Origin of the sequence: Streptomyces sp. R44 (assembly GCF_041053105.1) — a bacterium.
Taxonomy (GTDB): Bacteria; Actinomycetota; Actinomycetes; order Streptomycetales; family Streptomycetaceae; genus Streptomyces.
The window spans coordinates 7,520,159-7,537,477 of record NZ_CP163444.1 but is presented as its reverse complement, the minus strand read 5'-3'; the positions used below and the strand labels follow the sequence as shown (position 1 = coordinate 7,537,477).

The following is a 17,319-nucleotide window of genomic DNA, read 5'->3' as shown; positions in this document are numbered from 1 at the left end:
CGGCGGAAATCACCGGCGGCCGGTTGGCCGCGAAGTGGACAACATGCCACGGTAAGTACAGGTTTGAACGGAGTTGATCTTGCTGTCGTGGCGGACAGAAGCACCCCGGAGCGAAGATCCTGCGGAGAAAGTGATCGTTCCGTGAATGATCTTCGGCTCCGGGGTGCGCGGTGTGGTGGAGCCCACGCCGCCAGACTGGCCGGATCCGATCAGCCGCGCGGAGCCTTCCGCCGTGCCCGCAGCCACTCCCTGTTCATCGCCGCGATCGACGGGAGCGGGATGCCCTTGGGGCAGGCCGTGGCGCACTCGCCCGTCAGGGTGCAGCCGCCGAAGCCCTCGGCGTCCATCTGGGCCACCATGTCGAGGACCCGGGTCTCGCGTTCCGGGGAGCCCTGGGGCAGGACGTTCAGGTGGTTGATCTTGGCGGAGGTGAAGAGCATCGCCGAGCCGTTGGGGCAGGCCGCCACGCACGCGCCGCAGCCGATGCACTCGGCGTGCTCGAAGGCGGAGTCGGCGTCGGCCTTGGGCACGGGGGTGGCGTGGGCCTCGGGGGCGGCCCCGGTGGGGGCGGTGATGTAGCCGCCGGCCTGGATGACGCGGTCGAAGGCGGAGCGGTCGACGACCAGGTCCTTGACGACGGGGAAGGCGGACGCGCGCCAGGGTTCGACGTCGATGGTGTCGCCGTCGCGGAAGGAGCGCATGTGCAGCTGGCAGGTCGTGGTGCGCTCCGGCCCGTGCGCGTCGCCGTTGATGACGAGGCTGCACGCGCCGCAGATGCCCTCGCGGCAGTCGTGGTCGAAGGCCACGGGGTCCTCGCCGCGCAGGATGAGGTCCTCGTTGAGGGTGTCGAGCATCTCCAGGAAGGACATGTCGGGCGAGACCCCGTCCACCTCGTAGGTGGCCATGGCACCCTCGGTGCCGGCGTTCTTCTGGCGCCAGACGCGCAGGTTGAGCCTCATGCGTAGCTCCGCTGGGTGGGGTGGACGTACTCGAAGGCGAGGTCCTCCTTGTGGAGGACGGGGGCGGCTCCGTCGGGGGTGCTGTGCCCTCCCGGGGGACGACCCCCGGACCCCCGGAATTCCCAGGCGGCGACGTACGAGAACTCCTCGTCGCGGCGGGCGGCCTCGCCGTCCGGGGTCTGGGACTCCTCGCGGAAGTGGCCGCCGCAGGACTCGGCGCGGTGCAGCGCGTCGAGGCACATGAGCTCGGCGAGCTCCAGGTAGTCGACGATCCGGTTGGCCTTCTCCAGGGACTGGTTGAACTCCTCGCCGGTGCCGGGGACCTTGATGCGGCTCCAGAACTCCTCGCGGATCTCCGGGATGCGGCGCAGGGCCTTGGTCAGGCCCTCCTCGGTGCGGGCCATGCCGCAGTACTCCCACATGAGTTCGCCGAGCTCGCGGTGGAAGGAGTCGGGGGTGCGGTCGCCGTCGACGGAGAGGAGGAGGTGGAGGCGGTCCTCGGTCTCGGCGAGGACCTCGCGGACCACCGGGTGGTCGTCGGTGACGGGTTCGCCGTGCGGATGGCGGGCCAGGTAGTCGTTGATGGTGGCGGGCAGGACGAAGTAGCCGTCGGCGAGACCCTGCATGAGGGCGGAGGCGCCGAGCCGGTTGGCCCCGTGGTCGGAGAAGTTGGCCTCGCCGATGGCGAAGAGGCCGGGGACGGTGGTCTGGAGGTCGTAGTCGACCCAGAGTCCGCCCATCGTGTAGTGCACGGCGGGGTAGATCCGCATGGGGACCTCGTACGGGTCCTCCGCGGTGATCCGCGCGTACATGTCGAAGAGGTTGCCGTACTTCGCCTCGACGGCCTTGCGGCCCATGCGGCGGATGGCGTCGGCGAAGTCCAGGTAGACACCCTGCCCGCCGGGGCCCACTCCCCTCCCCTCGTCGCAGACGTTCTTGGCGGCGCGGGAGGCGATGTCGCGGGGGACGAGGTTGCCGAAGGAGGGGTAGATCCGCTCCAGGTAGTAGTCGCGCTCGTCCTCGGGGATCTCGGCGGCGGGCCGGGTGTCGCCCTTCGCCTTGGGGACCCAGATGCGGCCGTCGTTGCGCAGCGACTCGCTCATCAGGGTCAGCTTCGACTGGTGGTCGCCGGTGCGCGGGATGCAGGTGGGGTGGATCTGGGTGAAGCAGGGGTTGGCGAAGTACGCGCCGCGCCGGTGGGCCCGCCAGACGGCGGTGGCGTTGGAGTTCATGGCGTTCGTCGACAGGTAGAAGACGTTGCCGTAGCCGCCGGTCGCGAGGACGACGGCGTCCGCGTAGTGGGTGGAGATCTCGCCCGTGATCAGGTCGCGGGCGACGATGCCGCGGGCCCGCCCGTCGACGACGATGAGGTCGAGCATCTCCGTACGGGCGTGCATCTCGACGTTTCCGGCGGCGATCTGCCGGGACAGCGCCTGGTAGGCGCCGAGGAGGAGCTGCTGACCCGTCTGGCCGCGGGCGTAGAAGGTACGGGACACCTGGACGCCGCCGAAGGAGCGGGTGTCCAGGAGGCCGCCGTACTCGCGGGCGAAGGGGACGCCCTGGGCGACGCACTGGTCGATGATCTCGACGGAGATCTGCGCGAGGCGGTGGACGTTGGACTCGCGGGCCCGGAAGTCGCCGCCCTTGACGGTGTCGTAGAAGAGGCGGTGGATCGAGTCGCCGTCGTTGCGGTAGTTCTTGGCGGCGTTGATGCCGCCCTGGGCGGCGATGGAGTGGGCGCGGCGCGGGGAGTCCTGGAAGCAGAACTGGACGACGTGGTAGCCCTGTTCGGCGAGGGTGGCGCCGGCGGAGCCGCCGGCGAGGCCGGTGCCGACGACGATGATCCGGTGCTTGCGCCGGTTGGCCGGGTTGACCAGCTTGGCCTGGAAGCGGCGGGTGTCCCAGCGTTCGGCGACGGGCCCGGCGGGCGCCTTGGCATCGGCGAGGGGCTCACCGGTGACGTAGTCGAGATAGCTCATGTCAGCTCACCACTCCGGTCATGACGGCGACGGGGACGGAGACGAAGCCCGCGGTCAGGACGAGCGCGAGGGTGTCGGCGAGGGCCTTGAGGAGCCGCTCGCGGCGGGCGTTGCCGACGCCCAGGGTCTGGGCGGCGCTCCAGAAGCCGTGCCGGACGTGGAGGCCGAGGGCGAGCATCGCGACGATGTAGACGACGTTGCCGTACCAGGTGGAGAAGGTGTCGACGACGTTCTGGTAGGGCTTGCCCTCCTCGAAACCGCCGGGGTGGACGGTGCCGGTGGTCAGGTCGAGGAGGTGCCAGACGATGAACAGGGCGAGGATGATCCCGCCCCAGCGCATGGTGCGGGTGGCGTACGAGGACCGCTTGCGGCGGTGGACGTACGCGGTGGGGCGGGCCTTCAGGTCGCGCCGGCTGAGCTGGTACGCGGAGACGGCGTGGGCGACGACGGCGGCGAGGAGCACGATCCTGACCAGCCAGAGGGCCCAGTGGTGGTGCAGGACCGGGGCGCCCATGACGCGCAGCCAGTGGCCGTAGGCGTTGAACTCCTCCGGGCCGAAGAAGACCTTGAGGTTGCCGGCGACGTGGGCGACGAGATAGCCGAGCATGATGAGCCCGCTGACGGCCATGACCGTCTTCTTGCCGAGGGTCGACGACCAGAATCCGCGGGACGGTGTGGGGGACGGCGGGCGGGCGGCCGTCCGCTCCCTCGTGGGTGCCAGAGCCATGTACTCGACGCTAGGGCCGAAGGGCCCGAGAGGTCCAAGACATGCTCCGGCTGATCTCCATAGGCTGTACCTATTCATATCGCCTACGCTGGGAGCATGCAGTTCCAGCAGCTCCTCTACTTCGTCGCCGTGGCCGAGACCCGGCACTTCACCCGGGCCGCCGAGCGCGTGCACGTCTCGCAGCCGTCGCTCTCGCAGCAGATCAAGGCCCTGGAGCAGGAGTTGGGCGCGGAGCTGTTCAGCCGCGCCCGGGGGAACATCACCCTCACCGACGCCGGCGAGGCCCTGCTGCCGCTCGCGCGGCGGATCCTCGCCGACACGGAGACGGCCCGCCTGGAGGTGCAGGAGCTGGCCCAGCTGAAGCGGGGCCGGGTGCGGCTCGGCGCGACGCCGAGCCTGTGCACGGGGCTCCTGCCGGACGTGCTGCGGTCCTTCCACGACCTGCACCCGGGGATCGAGCTCCTGATCGAGGAGGGCGGCTCGCACGATCTCGTACGGGAGCTGGCGCGCGGGGCGCTCGACCTGGCCCTGGTCGTCCTCCCGCTCCCCTCCCCCTCCCCCGCCCTGACGACGGTCGAGCTGCTCCGGGAGGACCTGGTGGTGGTCTCCGCGGCCTCCGAGCCCGCCCCACGCCGGCCGGTGCGGATCAAGGACCTGCGGGATCAGCCCCTCGTGATGTTCCGGCACGGCTACGACCTGCGGGAACTGACCGTGGCGGCCTGCCGGGCGGAGGGCTTCGAGCCGACGTTCACCGTGGAGGGCGGGGAGCTGGACGCGGTGCTCGGTTTTGTACGGGCGGGGCTCGGGCTCGCGGTCGTCCCGGCGATGGTCGCGGCCCGCGCGGGCCGGGACCTGCGGGTGACGGCCCTCTCGCGGCCGGGGCTGCGGCGCACCATCGCGCTGGCGCACCGCAGCGACGTGGCCCCGCCGAGGGCGGCCCGGGAACTCCAGCGGCTGCTCATGGCCTCCCGCAGGGGCGTGTGACGCGCTCCGCGGTCACCGGCGGAGGCGCGCGGGAGCGCGGCGCTGCGGCGCTCCCGGGGGTACGCGTCGGGGTGGGGGATCCGGGCCCGCCGGCCCCGCATGACGAGGCTGAGTACGGCGGGCGAGCTCCCCAGGGCCTCGGCGAGCCCGGACTGGATCATTCCGAAGTCAAAGGGGGTTTTCCTATGTCACTCTCCCGGTCGGAAGGCACGACCACACCTCTCATCGATGGGACGTCACCATGCCCTGGAAGCGCACCACTTCGCTCGTCGCCGTCGCCGCACTCGCCGTCCTCGGGCTGACCGCGTGCGGGACCGACGGCACCGACGGCAAGGGCGGCGCCACCGCCACCGCCCCCACTCAGGCTCCGACCGACGGCGGCGCCTCCCCCACCACCGACGCGCCCGCCACCGGCGGCGTGAAGAAGCCGGACGACCTGCCGGCGGGCCTGCCGCTGCCCTCCGGAGAACTGACCTCGGTCACCGGCAGCCAGGGCGCCTACGTCCTGACCTTCACCGCCCAGGACCCGAAGGCCGTCGTCGCCGAGTACCGCAAGGCCCTGGAGGGCGCCCAGTACACGGTCGTGGACGTCGCCGGCATCTTCACCGCCACCTCGGACAAGACGTCCGTCTCGGTCGCCACGACCGCCGACACGGTGGTGCTCACGCTCGCGACGCTCTGACGCGAGGCCCCCGTTGTGGGCAGGCGTTCCGCTGGCCCACACGGGGGGTCGGGCTAGACCGCGTCCGCCAGCAGGAGCGAGTGGATGCGGTCCGGGGCGCCCGGGCGGGCGTAGTACCAGCCCTGGGCCGTGTCGCAGCCCAGGTCGCGGAGCTGGCGGGCCTGGGCGCCGGTCTCCACGCCCTCGACCGTGACCGCCAGTTCCAGGCTGTGTGCCAGTGAGACGATCCCCTCGACGATCTTGAGGTCGACCGGGTCCACCGGGTGCTGCTGCATGCCCCGGGTGAAGGACCGGTCGAGCTTCAGGACGCTCACCGGCAGCCGCCGGAGATTGGCCAGGTTCGAGTAGCCCGTGCCGAAGTCGTCGAGCGCGATGTCCACGCCCATCTCGGCGAGCTGCCGCAGCGGCTTCAGGAGGTCCTCGTCGGCGCCGATCAGCGCCGACTCGGTGACCTCCAGGCAGAGCGCGCCCGGTTCGAGGCCGGAGCGCTCCAGGACGTCGACCGTGTCGGCGACCAGGCGCGGGTGGTGGAGCTGCGTCGGCGAGAGGTTGACGTTGATCCGCAGCGGCCCGCCGTCGGAGTGCCGGGTCTGCCAGAAGCGGGCCTGGCGCACGGCCTCCTGGAGCACCCAGCGGCCGAGCGGCACGATGAGCCCGGTGTCCTCGGCGAGCGGGATGAAGCGGTCCGGGCCGAGCACCCCGTGCTGCGGGTGGCACCACCGGACGAGGGCCTCCGCGCCGTGCACGCTGCCGTCGTCGAGGTGGACGAGGGGCTGGTACTCGATGAAGAACTCGCCGCGCTCCAGGGCCGTCGGGAGGGCCGTGGTGAGCCCGTGCCGGGTGATGGCGCGGGCGTCGGCCTCGGGGTCGGCGAGTTCGAAGCGGTTGCCGCCCGCCGACTTGGCCCGGTACATGGTGATGTCGGCGCTGCGGAGCACCTCGGCCGGGGTGCGCTCCCCCGCCGGGCCCTCGACGACGCCGAGGCTGCCGCGCACGGTGAGCTCGCGGCCGTCGATGCGCAGGGGCGTGGCTAGGGCGGCGAGGATGCGGTCGGCGAGTTCGGTGACGTCCCGTTGGCCGCCGGCGCCGGTGGTGAGGGCGACGAACTCGTCGCCGCCGAGCCGGGCCACCATCTCGCCGGCCCCGGTGACGCAGCTCTGCAGCCGGTCGGCGACCTCGACGAGCAGCCGGTCGCCGGTGGAGTGGCCGAGGCTGTCGTTGATGACCTTGAAGCCGTCGAGGTCGAGGTAGCAGAGGCCGAAGCGGGCGTTGTCGCCGGGGGCGAGGGCCTTCTCCAGGCGTTCGAAGAACAGGGTCCGGTTGGGGAGTCCGGTGAGCGCGTCGTGGGTGGCCTCGTACCGCAGGCGCAGATGGAGCAGGCGCCGTTCGGTGGTGTCCTCCATGAGGGCCAGCTGGTACTGGGGGCGGCCTTCGGCGTCCCGGAGGAGCGAGACGGTGAGGTTGGTCCACAGAACCGTTCCGTCACCGCGGTAGTACGGCTTCTCGACGCGGTAGTGCTCGCGCTCGCCGCGGACCAGCTCCTCGTACAGCTTCCAGACGTGCGGCCCGTCCTCCGGGTGCACCCACTCGGAGACGTTCCGGCTGCGCACCTGGCCCTCCATCCCGCCGAACATGCGGGTGAGGGTCTCGTTGACCTCCAGGACGTTGCCGTCGAGGTCGGCGATGCCGATGCCGATCGCGGCCCCGTCGAAGACGGCGCGGAAGCGGCTCTCGGTGGCGTGCAGGGCGATCTCGGCGGCGCTGCGGGCGACGAGCGCGGAGCGGGCGATGGCCTCCTGCTCGGTGAGGGTCCGCTCGCGCAGGGCCCCCGCGTAGCCGGTGGCCATGGCGTGCTGGAGCCGGGCGCAGCGGGCCCGCAGTTCCTCGGCAGGGAGGTCCGACTCCGTACCGCAGTAGAGCACCAGGTACGAGTCGACGACGCCGAGGCTGCGGCCGAGCGCGTCCGGGTCGGTGCAGTGGGCGGCGACGAGGGCCGCGCCGGTGCGCTGGGCCGGTGCCGTGTCGAAGGGGCGGGCGTGCAGGGCGTCGCACAGGGTGCGGGCCAGCGGCAGCAGATGCCCCTCGAACTCGGCGCGCGTCAGCGAGGTGGCGGTCACCGGGAAGATCGCGCGGCTCCAGATGGTGACGAACCGCCTGAGTCTGTCCTCCGGGCCGTCGGCTTCGGCGACGGCGCCGGACGGCTGCGACGGGACCTTCACGCCTTGCGCCCCACCCCTGCGAACCCGGAGAAGGCGTACGGATCCTCCTCCTCGGCCGGACTGTCCGGCCGCCACAGCGGCATCGGGACGAGTCCGGGCTCGACCAGTTCGGTGCCCTCGAAGAAGCGGGCGATCTCGCCGCTCGTCCGCATCACCAGCGGGTTGCGGATGTTGCGGTAGACCCCGACGGTGCCGCCGGCCTGTTCCTCGGAGAGCGGGATGCCCTCGAACGAGGCGTGGGTGAGGATGACGAGGCTGCCGGGGGCGAGGGCGTCGATCAGCTCGGCGACGGCCTCGTACGGGCGGTCCTCGTCCTCCAGGAAGTGGAGGACGGCGACGAGGAGCAGGGCCACCGGCCGGTCCAGGTCGAGGAGTCGGGTGACCTCGGGGCTGTGGAGGATCTCCGCGGGCTTGCGCAGGTCGGCGGCGACGACCGCGGCGTTCTCGTCGCCTTCGAGGACGGCGCGGCTGTGGGCCACGGCGACCGGGTCGTGGTCGACGTAGACGACCCGGGCGGCGGGGTCCGCGTTCCTGGCGACCTCGTGCACATTGCCGAAGGTGGGTATGCCGGAGCCGATGTCGAGGAACTGGGTGACGTCGTTGTCAACGGCGTGGCGGACGGCGCGCCGCATGAAGGCACGGTTCGCCTGCATGACCTTGGGCAGACCAGGCATGAACTCCATGGCCTTGCGCGCCGCTTCCCGGTCCACTTCGAAATTGTGCGAGCCGCCCAGATAGAAGTCGTACATACGGGACACACTCGGTACCGAGATGTCGATACCGGGCGGAGCCCAGGCGGGACGCTCCATCAATGTCTCCAACAAGTCGCCATGGGGGATGCGGCCAGGTGTTCGCGGCCGGTGTTCGAGGTGAGGCTACTGATCGCCCGCCGGGAGAGCGAGTAGAAACGGAAATTCGCGGTCCGTTCTTGGTCACACGCCATTGGCACGTGCTCTTGGAACGCAGAGTTCACGCCTTCAGGCTGTGCAAATTCACGTGCATATGATCGTGCGTCGGTTCCCGGGACGGTGCCGGTCGCGCCCGGTGGAGCGCCAGACCCCGTCCGTAGCTCGGCTGTTGCCGCCCTCGGGGCCCGGTCGCCGGTGCAGGATGCCCTGTTGGCCGTCCCGTCCGACAGGGCGACAACCGGACAGTTCTTGCCCGGGAGGCCTGAACGGACCGTGTCGGCCACCCGTCCGGAATCATCCTGCCCGGCAATAACGGGCATTGCGCCGAATCCGTCACCGACACCTGGCGAAACGTCAAGCCCACACATCCGGAGATCCCCTCCATCTGGCGAATCCCGCCCGATTCCGCCCCGGCGCGCCGCTGCTGTGATCAAGCTCGACGGCGTGTCTCTGTACGGATCACTCCTCGCGCGGCCGCTGGCGGCCCTCGGGCTCGTGTGGCTGCTCGCCGCACCGGCGCCCGCCGCCGCCGACGCCTGCGCCTACGCCTCGACCGACTCGGGCGGTTCACAGATCGCGGTCGCGGTCGCCGGCGACGGCCACCACGACGACGGCGACGACGACGGGAACGGCAACGACCGACGGGACGGCGAGGGCGGCGGGAAGGGGGGCGGGAAAGGCCACGGCAAGGGCAAGGGCCACGAGCACCACGGCAAGGGCAAGGGCAAGGGCCACGAGCACCACCACCACCCGAACCCCTGCGACCCCGAGCCGCCCCCGCCGTGCCCGTCGCCCACACCGACGCCCACGCCCCCCCCCGACGCCGACGCCCGAGCCCCCCAGGCCCTCCCCGTCCCCCAAGCCGACCCCGAAGCCGGTGCCCCCCGCCGCCCGAGCCCGAGCCGGTCCCCGCCCCCGGCCCGCGCCGAAGCCGCCGGCCACCCGGCCCGCACCCCGCCCGGAGCCGCCGTCCCCCGCGCCTCCGACCACCAGGCCTCCGGAGCCCGCCGCCGCACCGCCGGCGCCGTCCCCGACCCCCACCGTGCGGCCGCGACCCTCGACCCCCGTGGCGCTGCCCACCTACCGCCCGGCGACGCACACCAAGAAGCAGGGGGGCACCTCCGTCGTCACGGCGACGCTGATGATCACCGCCCCCGCCGTGCTCGCGACGGCGATCCTGCGCCCGCGCTCCAAGTGACGCGCCGTCCCCCTCATCCACCGACCCTCTGAATCCCGCCGGAGGAATCCATGTCCGAATGGCTTGTTCTCTCCCTCGCGATGGCCGCCGCCTGTGCCGTCGTGCTCACCATCGTCGTCATGAACAACCGCCGCATCCCCGAGGACGACGACCCCAGCGAGACCCCCGACGTCATCGAGTACATGACGATGATGATCGGCGTGATCTACGCGATCGTCCTCGGTCTGGCCATCGCCGGCGTCTGGGAGGCCCGCGGGGCCGCCCAGGAGACCGTGCGGCAGGAGGCCCAGGCGATGCACGAGATCTCGGCGCGCGCCGAGGTGTACCCGCAGGACGTCCGCGCCAGGATCCGCGCCGACGTCGACGCGTACGTCTCGTACGTGGTGCACGACGAGTGGACGTACATGGCCGAGAAGGGCGAGCTCAGCGACGAGGGCACCGCGCTCCTGGAGAAGGTGCGGCGCAGCGTCACCGACTACCAGCCCGCCAACGACTTCGAGGGGCAGGCGTACCAGCCCCTGGTGGACCAGGTGGCCCTGGCCGACGACGCCCGGGGCGCACGCGGGCAGAGCGCGGGCGAGACGATGCCGGGCGTGGTCTGGTTCGGTCTGATCATCGGGGCCCTGGTGACGGTGGGCCTCATCTTCACGCTGCAGATCCGCAGGAGCGGCCGGGAACTGCTGCTCGCCGGGCTGTTCAGCGTCCTGATCGCCTTCCTGCTGTTCCTCATCTGGGACTTCGACGCGCCGTTCGGCCGGGGCATCTCGGCGACCGCCGCGCCGTTCACCGATCTGTTCCCGCAGCTCACGCGGTGAGCGAGCCCATGCGAGTGGGCCACCCGGGGGACTTCGGTGCCCCATTCGCACCTCTGGGATCGCGGCTGTGGTAGTGCGCTCCTAGCGTTTCGGGCATCGAGGTGCGTGGCTTCGCGGGAACCCCCTCCCGCGGCTGCCCCTCGGGACCCGGAGGATTCACCATGCGCGCGATACGTGCCGCATCCACTGCCCTGCTGGGGGCGGCCGCCATCGCCCTGGCCGCCCCCGTCGCCCTCGCGGCGGACGGTGCTCCCGCCAACCCCCCGCGGGCACACAGGGCCAAGGCACCGGGCGATTTCGTCGTGTCGCCCGCGGTCGTCGCCCCGGGCGGGCGGCTGACGCTGAGCGCCCCCGGCTGCGCCAGTACGGCGACGGCCTCGGCCGGCATCTTCGACACCGTCACCATCCCGCCCGGTGCGACGGCGTCCGCCACCGTGGACGCGGACGCCAAGCGCGGCGCCGTGTACACGGTGCTCTTCAACTGCACGGGCGGCGTGCAGGACACCGTCGCCCTCACGATCAGCGGCTCCCCCACCGCCACCCCCACCATCAGCGCCACGATCCTCACTCCCCCGCGCGGGGTGCGGGGCGGTCTCGGCGGCTCGATGGCCCCCACCGGCACCGAGATCGCCGTCGGCGGCGCCCTGGTGGTGCTCGCGGCGGCCGGCGCCGGCGTCTACGCGGTCCGTCGCCGCTCCGGCGCCGGCCGGCGTCACTGAGCGGACGTCCTGGCCCGGAGCGGTGCACGGCGTCTCAGGACGCCCGTCGCCCCCGGGTCCCGGCAGGGACTCGGGGGCGACGGGCACAGCGGGCCGACCGGGAGGTTCGGCCGGTCAGACTCCTGCGCCGGTCACACGCCGACGGCGGACGATGAAGAGACCACCGCCGAGCGCGGCCGCGGCGACGAGCGAACCGCCCACCGCCATCTCGGTGGAGCTGGGGGCCATCGAGCCGCCGAGGCCACCCTGCGCGCCCTGGCCGGCGAGGACCCGGAACGACTGGGTGAGCGTACGGCCGTTGCACTGGACGGCCAGGTTGTACTGGCCCGGCGTCGCGTTGTTGAAGATGCGGACGGTGACGGTGGAGACCCCGTTCACGGCGGCGGGGAGCGTGGCCGTCGCGAAGGCGTTGGACGTGACCGTGCCGCCCGCGCAGCCCCGGACGGTGATCGTGAGGAGCGCGCCCTGGTGGACCGCGAAGGGGGACACCGTGACGCCGTTGGAGTTGTCTCCGCCCCGCTCGGCCTGGAAGGGGCTGACGGTCACGCTGCTGGGCCCGTTGGTGGCGGTGGCGAGGGGGGCCGCGAGTCCGAGCGCCGCGAACGCGGTCGCCGTCACCGCCAGAGTGCGTGCAGCACGCATGGTTGAACCTCCAGTGGAAGACGCCCCAAAGCGGTGCTCCGGAAGTTTCGACGAGTACGCCTTCCATGACGAACCATCACAAGCCGGTGCGAGCCGTGCATGTCGGCACTGGGCCACCCCGGTGAGGCGACACGCCGAGGAGGAGTCCCCCTGAGGCGACGGAATCGCAGGTCAGGGCCTTCCGGGGTGCTTATCTGACGATTACTCGGATGGGTCAGCCGGGCTGTCACCCACCTGCCTTGCGCGACGCTTCCGCGCCGGCTCGCCACAGCTCCGCCGGGGCGCGCCGCCGCATGCCTCCGTGCCCGGGGCCCGGACACCCGTCCGGCGGCGGCCCCCACCCGTTCGCACCGCCCGGCGCGACGGCCCTCGCGACCGCCCTTACCGTTCTGACGACGCCGAGAAGGGAGAACCATGCCCCCGAAGGACTTCCGCGTCTTCGAGCGCAGGAGACGCCAACCCTGGGGCGTCCTGGCCCTCGCCATGCTGTCCGGGCTCGCGATGATGCGCAACGGCGTGGACATCGCCCACGGGCCGCCGCAGCCCGCCGCGGCGGCCCGGCCGGTGGCGCGCCCGGTCGCACCTCCCGCCGCGAGCACCGGGCTGGAACCGCTGCCCTTCGCCCCGGCCTCCCGGGTGAAGATCCCGGCGATCCAGGTGGCGGCCCCCCTCATGGACGTGGGCCTGGACGAGAGCGGCTGGGTCGCGGCCCCGCCCCCGGAGGACCCCAACATCGCCGGCTGGTACCAGAACGGCATCGCGCCCGGCCAGCGCGGCACCTCCGTGATCGTCGGCCACGTCGACAACACGAAGGGCCCGGCGGTCTTCTACGGCCTGGGCTCCCTCCAGAAGGGGCAGCACATCGAGGTCGAGCGGTACGACGGCCGGGTCGCGGTCTTCGAGATCTACGGCGTCGAGGTGTACGCCAAGGACAACTTCCCCGGCGTGCAGGTGTACGCCGACAACGGGGAGCCGGAGCTGCGGGTGATCACCTGCGGCGGCGGGTACACGCGCGCGCGTGGGTACGACGGGAACGTCGTCGTCTACGCGCGCATGGTCGGCTCGCGCTAGCCGGCCGCACGCCACGGCGGAAGGGCCCCGGCACCGTCAGAGGTGCCGGGGCCCTTCCGTCTTCCCCGGGTGGCCGGCGCCGGGGGGGGGGCGGTGCGGCCCCCGGGGACGGTTCAGCGTCTGGGGACCGTGATGTGGTAGCCGGCGTCGAGGAGTTCGGGCAGATAGCGGCGGAGCGCGGCCACGCTCTGGGAGCGGTTGCCGCCGGCGTCGTGGGAGAGGACGACGACGCCGGGTGCGGCCCCGTCGACGACGCGGCGGACGATGGATCCGGTGCCGGGTTCCTTCCAGTCCAGGGTGTCGACGGTCCAGGCGAGCGGCTCCATGCCGAGTTCGGCGCCGATCTCGAAGGAGAGCCGGTTCCAGGCGCCGTAGGGCGCGCGGTACCAGAGCGGGGGCGTACCGAGGACCTGTTCGACGATCTCGCTGGTGGAGCCGAGCTCGTCGCGGATCCGGGAGGGCCGCAGCTTGGGGACCAGGGGGTGGGACCAGGTGTGGTTGCCGACGATGTGGCCGTCCGCGTCCATCTCCCGCAGGAGGTCCTGGTTCTCCACGGCCATCTCGCCGCAGACGAAGAACATCGCCCGGCAGTCGTACCGGCGCAGGGTCTCCAGGATGCCCGGGGTGTACCGGGGATCGGGGCCGTCGTCGAAGGTCAGCACCATCGAGCGGCCGACGCCGGACATGCTCAGGAAGGGGCGCTGCCGCACCGGCGGCACCGCGCGGCGAAAGGCGGGGGGCGCGTACGAGGTCATGGGCTGGAGCCGGTACGCGGACGGGCTCAGCCGGGCGGCGTGCGCCTGGGGGCCCGCGGCCGGGCCCGCGCGCCCCGGACTTGAGGTGCCTCCGGGGGTGGCGGCGGGGCCGGTGACCGCATCGGGCTCGGTGAACCGGTCCGCCGCGAATACTCCGACCGTGGCGGTGGCCCCGAGCGCGGCGGCGAGGCGCAGAACCGCCCGGCGGGTGCTGGGCATCTGATCCTTTTTCATGACCAATGGTCCCTACGGGCGAGGGTCCGCATGGCTCAGCGACACCGGCCACCTGTCCGAAAACACCCGATGAGCCGATAGCCTCGGAGATCCGGGCGTCCGCGGGGAGAGTCAAGGACCCGTGGCGGATGCGCTGGGAGTTCCACACCTTCCGGGGCGACGCCTGCGCGGGCCGCCGGCCGGTCACCGTCGTGCCGTGACCGGCCGGGTACCGCCCTCGTCCTACTTCCCCATCACCAGGCCGTCCTTGTCGGCTCCACGGCCGAGGACGACCTGCCGGACGGTGTCGCGGATCTCGGTCTCGCGCGCGTCCGCGCCCTCCGCGGCGGCGAGGTTCACCACCCGGCCGTGCGCGGTGTCGAACCACTGGGGGAGGAACTCCGCCTTGGTGACCTCCCAGCGCCCGCCGGCGGTCCTGGGCGGGGCGAAGGTGAAGCGGCCGATGCTGCTCATGTTGCCGCGCGCGTCGTAGGCGCCCTCGTGGTTGATCATGTCGCCGGCGATCTGGTCGCCCATCCCGTAGATGATCCAGGTCCCGTTGACCTTCTCGTAGGCCTGAGGGACGTGGGCATGCGTCCCGATCACGAGATCGATGTCCGGGCGGCCGCCGCTCTGCGAGGCGGTCAGCGCGCGGCCGAGGGAGAGCTGCCGCTCGTCGGGCTCGGTCTGCCACTCGCTGCCCCAGTGGACGCTGACCACGACGACGTCCGCTCCGGCGGCCCGGGCGGCGCGCGCGTCGGCGACGACCTTGTGCTCGTCGAGCAGGTTCACGGCCCAGGGCCGGCCCTCGGGCAGCGGGTAGCCGTTGGTGTCGTAGGTGTAGGCGAGCTGGGCGACCGTGGCGCCGCCGGCCTTGAGCAGGGTGGGCCGTGCCGCCTCCTCGGCCGTACGGGCGGAGCCGGCGTGCCGGACGCCGGCCGTGTCGAGCGCGTCGAGGGTGCGGCCGAGGCCCGCCGCCCCGTCGTCGAGGGTGTGGTTGGAGGCGGTGGAGCAGGAGTCGTAGCCGGTCGCCTTGAGCGCGGCGGCGATCTCGGGCGGCGACTTGAAGGCGGGGTAGCCGGTGTAGGGCCCGCCCTTCTCTCCGTACACGGTCTCCATGTGGCAGATGGCCAGGTCGGCGCGGGAGACGATGGGCTTGGCGCCGGAGAGCATGGGGCCGAAGTCGTAGCCGGCCTCGTCCGCGTCCTCGGCGGCCCGCCGGATGATCGAGTCGTGCGGCAGGACGTCGCCGGAGGCGACGAGGGTGAAGCCGGCGGGCGCGGAGGCTCCGCCGGGGGCGGCGGACGGGGCGGCGGGAGGCGCGGCCCCGGTCGCGCTCCCGGCCCCGGGAGTGGCCCCCGGGGTGGGGGTGCCGGCGGCCGGTCCGGTGCCGGCGGCCGGTCCGGTTCCGCCGGCGCAGCCGGTCGCCGCCGCGAGCAGGAGCGCGGCGAGCGTCGCCGCCCCCGCGGGTCTGGTGCGTGAGGTCATGTACGGCACTCCGCCCGAATCATGTGATGAACATCTGTTCTGACGAATTGATCTCCTGGGAAAGCCGCAGTCAAGGGTCAAGGCCGCACATGCTCACGAACCCCGCCGAAACGGATGCACCTACTCCGTCCGACCGTTCGCCGTGCCATTCGCCGCTCGGTGCGACCGTTCGTCGCAGACCGCCGTCCGTTCCCTGTCCCTCGCCGTCCGGATGCGCTCGTATACGCCCCGGACGACGAGCCGCGGGAGAGGCGGGCAGCATGACGACGGCGACAACGGCGACGACCGACGAGCGGACCCTGGAGGAACTGCAGCGGGACCACGGTCCGGCGCTGCTCTCCTTCCTGCTCTCCCTGACCCACGGGGACCGGCAGCGGGCCGAGGACCTCGCCCAGGAGACCCTGGTACGGGCCTGGCTCCACCCCGAGGCCTTCGACGGCCCCTACACCTCGATGCGCCCCTGGCTCTTCACCGTGGCCCGTCGTCTCGCCATCGACGCCCGCCGCTCACGACTCGCCCGGCCCGCCGAGATCGGCGACGGCGTCCTCGCGGTGACGCCCGACCCGGCCGACGCCACCGCCTCGGCCGAGGCCGCGCTCGATGTACGGGCGGCCGTGCGGGAGCTGAGCCCCGAACACCGGGCCGTGCTCGTCCGGCTCTACTTCCACGGCCTCACCGTCAACGAGGCCGCCGTCGAGCTCGGGATCCCCGCCGGAACCGTCAAGTCCCGCTCGCACTACGCGCTGCGGCAGCTGGGGCGTTCCCTCCCCGGCTACCGGCCGCGCCGCTTGGCCGTTGCCCGGGTCCGCGCCGGGGCCCCACAATGACGCCGTGACGCTGACACTCACCGCCGCCGAACAGGTCCTCGCCGACAACTTCGCCCCCTGGGTGCTCGATCTGGGACTCACCGTCGAATCCGTCGACACGGCCGACGGGCACGAGGCCGTACTCCGGCTCCCCTGGTCCGACCGGCTCGCCCGGGAGGGCGGCGGCCTGTCCGGTCAGGCCCTGATGGCCGCCGCCGACACCGCGACGGTCATCGCGGTCGCCGCGGCCCGGGGCGGCTTCGTGCCGATGACCACCGTCCAGCAGTCCATCAGCTTCCAGCGCGCGGTGATCGGCGCCGACGTCCTCGTACGGGCCCGGCTCACCAAGGCGGGGAAGCGGATGGCCTTCGCCGACATCACCATGACGGCCGAGGGCTCGGAGGAGACCGCGGCCCACGCGACCGCCGTCTACGCACTCCTGGGCTAGGCCGTGAAGGTGTCTCCCCCGCCCCTCCCGTCACCCTCGACCCGCCCGACACCAGGAACCTCACCCGTACCGATCCGGCCGGGAAACGTATCCGAAACCACACGGGCGAGTTGAGCAAAGCGGGACCCGCGGGGGCCCTTCACGGAGGAGGCTCTCCCCCGGGCCCCTGACGTCCGGGGCCCTCCACGTCCGGGAGAAGGTGGGAGCGTTGCTGCCCGAGAGCACGAACGGCGCCGGCGGCACCAGCGGCGGCGGCCTCGCCGTCCCGATGGCCTGGCTGTGCGCCGAGTACCTGGCCGACGAGGTCCTGCGGGCCGCCGCGCTCGTGGCCCCCGGCTCACTGGAGTACCGGGCCGGCCTCCAGGCCCTGGCCCTCACCGTGCACCTCGCCGAGGAGCCGGACGGACCGGCCGGCGCGTGGGCCGCCTGCCGGGTCGACGAGTGGCTGCGGCACACCGCGTACGACCGCCCCTGGCCGCCCTGGGTCGAGGAGCGGCTCGCCGCGCGGCGGGCGAGCGGCGGCGAAGGCCCCGACCTGGCGCTCGCGCGGACCGCCTGGCAGCGGCTGCGGGACACCTGGATCCGGGCCGCCGACCTCGACGGCCGGAGCGACCCGGAGAGCCCGGTCGACGAGGCCGAGCAGATCTGGCTCCCCGCCTGGAAGCTGGGCCTGCCGCTCGCGCACCTCTCCCTCCACCTTCGCTGA

Annotated in this window: 18 protein-coding genes; 9 read left to right on the top strand and 9 right to left on the bottom strand. The window is 72.6% G+C overall.

Annotated elements, in window-relative coordinates; genetic code table 11:
• Nucleotides 1–209: 209 nt before the first annotated feature.
• The 3 genes from AB5J54_RS35005 to AB5J54_RS34995 are packed head-to-tail and all read right to left on the bottom strand — an operon-like array spanning nucleotide 210 to nucleotide 3,566.
• Nucleotides 210–959: a succinate dehydrogenase/fumarate reductase iron-sulfur subunit gene (locus AB5J54_RS35005; RefSeq protein ID WP_369147943.1), complete on the bottom strand. Its 750-nt coding sequence runs from the start codon at nucleotides 957–959 to the stop codon at nucleotides 210–212.
• Entirely contained in the window at nucleotides 956–2,938 is a 1,983-nt protein-coding gene (locus AB5J54_RS35000; protein ID WP_369147942.1) for a fumarate reductase/succinate dehydrogenase flavoprotein subunit, read from the bottom strand. The genes AB5J54_RS35005 and AB5J54_RS35000 overlap by 4 nt, the downstream gene beginning before the upstream one ends.
• A 1-nt stretch (nucleotide 2,939) precedes the next feature.
• A complete protein-coding gene (locus AB5J54_RS34995) occupies nucleotides 2,940–3,566 on the bottom strand; it encodes a succinate dehydrogenase (RefSeq protein WP_369149559.1) in 627 nt (208 codons plus the stop codon).
• Nucleotides 3,567–3,761: 195 nt separating this feature from the next.
• Between AB5J54_RS34995 and AB5J54_RS34990 the strand changes: the two genes are divergently transcribed.
• On the top strand, nucleotides 3,762–4,649 hold the full coding sequence (locus AB5J54_RS34990; RefSeq protein ID WP_369147941.1) for a LysR family transcriptional regulator: 888 nt from the start codon (nucleotides 3,762–3,764) through the stop codon (nucleotides 4,647–4,649).
• Between the two features lie 241 nt (nucleotides 4,650–4,890).
• Nucleotides 4,891–5,331, top strand: a complete 441-nt coding sequence (locus AB5J54_RS34985) for a hypothetical protein (protein WP_369147940.1) — start codon at nucleotides 4,891–4,893, stop codon at nucleotides 5,329–5,331.
• Nucleotides 5,332–5,384: 53 nt separating this feature from the next.
• Here AB5J54_RS34985 and AB5J54_RS34980 read toward each other — a convergent pair whose 3' ends face one another.
• From AB5J54_RS34980 to AB5J54_RS34970, 3 genes are all read right to left on the bottom strand, one after another.
• Complete coding sequence (locus AB5J54_RS34980) at nucleotides 5,385–7,550, bottom strand: putative bifunctional diguanylate cyclase/phosphodiesterase (RefSeq protein WP_369147939.1); 2,166 nt, start codon at nucleotides 7,548–7,550, stop codon at nucleotides 5,385–5,387.
• Entirely contained in the window at nucleotides 7,547–8,359 is an 813-nt protein-coding gene (locus AB5J54_RS34975) for an SAM-dependent methyltransferase (RefSeq protein WP_369147938.1), read from the bottom strand. Before AB5J54_RS34975 ends, AB5J54_RS34980 begins: the two co-directional genes overlap by 4 nt.
• Nucleotides 8,360–9,025: 666 nt before the next feature.
• Complete coding sequence (locus AB5J54_RS34970) at nucleotides 9,026–9,208, bottom strand: hypothetical protein (RefSeq protein WP_369147937.1); 183 nt, start codon at nucleotides 9,206–9,208, stop codon at nucleotides 9,026–9,028.
• A gap of 316 nt (nucleotides 9,209–9,524) precedes the next feature.
• Between AB5J54_RS34970 and AB5J54_RS34965 the strand changes: the two genes are divergently transcribed.
• The 3 genes from AB5J54_RS34965 (at nucleotide 9,525) to AB5J54_RS34955 (ending at nucleotide 11,190) form a co-directional block, all read left to right on the top strand.
• Nucleotides 9,525–9,656, top strand: a complete 132-nt coding sequence (locus tag AB5J54_RS34965) for a hypothetical protein (protein ID WP_369147936.1) — start codon at nucleotides 9,525–9,527, stop codon at nucleotides 9,654–9,656.
• A gap of 50 nt (nucleotides 9,657–9,706) precedes the next feature.
• On the top strand, nucleotides 9,707–10,471 hold the full coding sequence (locus AB5J54_RS34960) for a hypothetical protein (RefSeq protein ID WP_369147935.1): 765 nt from the start codon (nucleotides 9,707–9,709) through the stop codon (nucleotides 10,469–10,471).
• A gap of 161 nt (nucleotides 10,472–10,632) precedes the next feature.
• Nucleotides 10,633–11,190 (top strand): hypothetical protein, encoded by a 558-nt coding sequence (locus AB5J54_RS34955; protein ID WP_369147934.1) that lies wholly within the window; start codon nucleotides 10,633–10,635, stop codon nucleotides 11,188–11,190.
• A gap of 114 nt (nucleotides 11,191–11,304) precedes the next feature.
• On the opposite strand, the gene AB5J54_RS34950 is transcribed toward AB5J54_RS34955, so the two are convergent.
• Nucleotides 11,305–11,832, bottom strand: coding sequence for a hypothetical protein (locus tag AB5J54_RS34950; protein ID WP_369147933.1), 528 nt, complete (start codon nucleotides 11,830–11,832; stop codon nucleotides 11,305–11,307).
• A 414-nt stretch (nucleotides 11,833–12,246) separates the two neighbouring features.
• Between AB5J54_RS34950 and AB5J54_RS34945 the strand changes: the two genes are divergently transcribed.
• Nucleotides 12,247–12,903 (top strand): class F sortase, encoded by a 657-nt coding sequence (locus AB5J54_RS34945; protein WP_369147932.1) that lies wholly within the window; start codon nucleotides 12,247–12,249, stop codon nucleotides 12,901–12,903.
• Nucleotides 12,904–13,016: 113 nt separating this feature from the next.
• Here the strand turns inward: AB5J54_RS34945 and AB5J54_RS34940 are convergent, their stop codons facing one another.
• Entirely contained in the window at nucleotides 13,017–13,877 is an 861-nt protein-coding gene (locus tag AB5J54_RS34940) for a polysaccharide deacetylase family protein (RefSeq protein ID WP_369147931.1), read from the bottom strand.
• Nucleotides 13,878–14,114: 237 nt separating this feature from the next.
• Complete coding sequence (locus tag AB5J54_RS34935) at nucleotides 14,115–15,359, bottom strand: CapA family protein (RefSeq protein WP_369147930.1); 1,245 nt, start codon at nucleotides 15,357–15,359, stop codon at nucleotides 14,115–14,117.
• A gap of 260 nt (nucleotides 15,360–15,619) precedes the next feature.
• Between AB5J54_RS34935 and AB5J54_RS34930 the strand changes: the two genes are divergently transcribed.
• From AB5J54_RS34930 to AB5J54_RS34920, 3 genes are all read left to right on the top strand, one after another.
• Nucleotides 15,620–16,186, top strand: a complete 567-nt coding sequence (locus AB5J54_RS34930) for a sigma-70 family RNA polymerase sigma factor (protein WP_369147929.1) — start codon at nucleotides 15,620–15,622, stop codon at nucleotides 16,184–16,186.
• A gap of 4 nt (nucleotides 16,187–16,190) precedes the next feature.
• Nucleotides 16,191–16,613: a PaaI family thioesterase gene (locus AB5J54_RS34925; protein WP_369147928.1), complete on the top strand. Its 423-nt coding sequence runs from the start codon at nucleotides 16,191–16,193 to the stop codon at nucleotides 16,611–16,613.
• 208 nt (nucleotides 16,614–16,821) lie between these two features.
• Entirely contained in the window at nucleotides 16,822–17,319 is a 498-nt protein-coding gene (locus AB5J54_RS34920; protein ID WP_369147927.1) for a hypothetical protein, read from the top strand.

Coding starts and splice junctions, on each gene's coding strand:
- AB5J54_RS34935 (WP_369147930.1), bottom strand. CDS start 15,359: ATGACCTCACGCACCAGACCCGCGGGGGCGGCGACGCTCGCCGCGCTC.
- AB5J54_RS34950 (WP_369147933.1), bottom strand. CDS start 11,832: ATGCGTGCTGCACGCACTCTGGCGGTGACGGCGACCGCGTTCGCGGCG.
- AB5J54_RS34995 (WP_369149559.1), bottom strand. CDS start 3,566: ATGGCCGTCAGCGGGCTCATCATGCTCGGCTATCTCGTCGCCCACGTC.
- AB5J54_RS34960 (WP_369147935.1), top strand. CDS start 9,707: ATGTCCGAATGGCTTGTTCTCTCCCTCGCGATGGCCGCCGCCTGTGCC.
- AB5J54_RS35005 (WP_369147943.1), bottom strand. CDS start 959: ATGAGGCTCAACCTGCGCGTCTGGCGCCAGAAGAACGCCGGCACCGAG.
- AB5J54_RS34930 (WP_369147929.1), top strand. CDS start 15,620: ATGACGACGGCGACAACGGCGACGACCGACGAGCGGACCCTGGAGGAA.
- AB5J54_RS34985 (WP_369147940.1), top strand. CDS start 4,891: ATGCCCTGGAAGCGCACCACTTCGCTCGTCGCCGTCGCCGCACTCGCC.
- AB5J54_RS35000 (WP_369147942.1), bottom strand. CDS start 2,938: ATGAGCTATCTCGACTACGTCACCGGTGAGCCCCTCGCCGATGCCAAG.
- AB5J54_RS34990 (WP_369147941.1), top strand. CDS start 3,762: ATGCAGTTCCAGCAGCTCCTCTACTTCGTCGCCGTGGCCGAGACCCGG.
- AB5J54_RS34940 (WP_369147931.1), bottom strand. CDS start 13,877: ATGCCCAGCACCCGCCGGGCGGTTCTGCGCCTCGCCGCCGCGCTCGGG.
- AB5J54_RS34945 (WP_369147932.1), top strand. CDS start 12,247: ATGCCCCCGAAGGACTTCCGCGTCTTCGAGCGCAGGAGACGCCAACCC.
- AB5J54_RS34955 (WP_369147934.1), top strand. CDS start 10,633: ATGCGCGCGATACGTGCCGCATCCACTGCCCTGCTGGGGGCGGCCGCC.
- AB5J54_RS34975 (WP_369147938.1), bottom strand. CDS start 8,359: ATGGAGCGTCCCGCCTGGGCTCCGCCCGGTATCGACATCTCGGTACCG.